The organism is Acetivibrio straminisolvens JCM 21531, assembly GCF_000521465.1.
Lineage (GTDB): Bacteria > Bacillota > Clostridia > Acetivibrionales > Acetivibrionaceae > Hungateiclostridium > Hungateiclostridium straminisolvens.
In genome coordinates this window covers 1-1,038 of the sequence record NZ_BAVR01000170.1, presented here as the reverse complement: position 1 = coordinate 1,038, position 1,038 = coordinate 1, and the positions used below count along the sequence as shown (strand labels likewise).

The window sequence follows — 1,038 nt, the reverse complement described above, 5'->3', positions numbered from 1 at the left end:
AGAAAGATAGCGCACAGTGTCAGCCGATATCAGCCAAATCACCCGGTGAAAAAGTATTACCACAGGACAGACAGCGGGAATGCAGAAAGGCTGCGTGACAGGTTTGGTGAAATCATTAGGTATTGTCCAGCTTTCAAGTACTGGCTGGTATATGACGGCTGTTGCTGGAGGAAAGAAACCGGAGAACTTACGCAGTTTGCTATTAGAACAGCAAGAGATATGCTCACAGAAGCAAGTCGGATAGAGGATGAGGCTGCAAGAAAAGAACTGGTGCGCCATGCCATGCAGTCTGAAAACGCAGGCAGCTTAAAGCCATGATCGATGTGGCTTCAAACCTTGAAGGCTTGATAATAAACCCTGATGAGCTGGATGCAGATATATGGAAGCTGAACTGTAAAAATGGTGTGGTAGACCTAAAGACAGGAGAACTTTTCCATCATAAGCGGGAGTACTATATGAGCAAAATCTGTCCTGTTGAATATAACCCAGAAAGCAAGGCTCCCAGATGGATTGAGTTTCTGAATACCATTACGGGAGGAAGCAACGAGCTTGTAAGATACCTTCAAAAGGCTGTAGGCTCGTCATTAAGCGGAGATATTTCAGAGCAGGCCCTATTTGTCCTTTATGGAACAGGAGCAAACGGCAAGAGCACATTTCTAAACACCATCTCTGACCTGTTGGGAGACTATGCAAGAAATACTCCGTCCGAAACCTTTATGGCAAAAAGGATAGAAGCGATAGGAAATGATATTGCAAGGCTTCAGGGTGCAAGGCTCGTTACTGCCATAGAAATAAATGAGGGACAAAGGCTCTCTGAGGCATTGATTAAAAGCTTCACAGGCGGAGACAGAATCACAGCAAGGTTCCTTTATGGAGAATACTTTGATTTCCAGCCACAGTTCACACCGTTTCTCGTAGTAAACCACAGACCTGTCATAAGAGATACCAGTCACAGCATATGGCGGCGCATTAAGCTGATTCCCTTTACCGTTACCATTCCAGAGGACAAAAAGGATAAGCAGTTACCGGCTAAGCTGA

1 pseudogene is annotated in these 1,038 nt (G+C 45.2%); it reads left to right on the top strand.

What is annotated here, in order from left to right:
* Nucleotides 1-45 precede the first annotated feature (45 nt).
* Nucleotides 46-1,038, top strand: a pseudogene (locus tag JCM21531_RS17340) (DNA primase family protein); the annotation flags it as partial.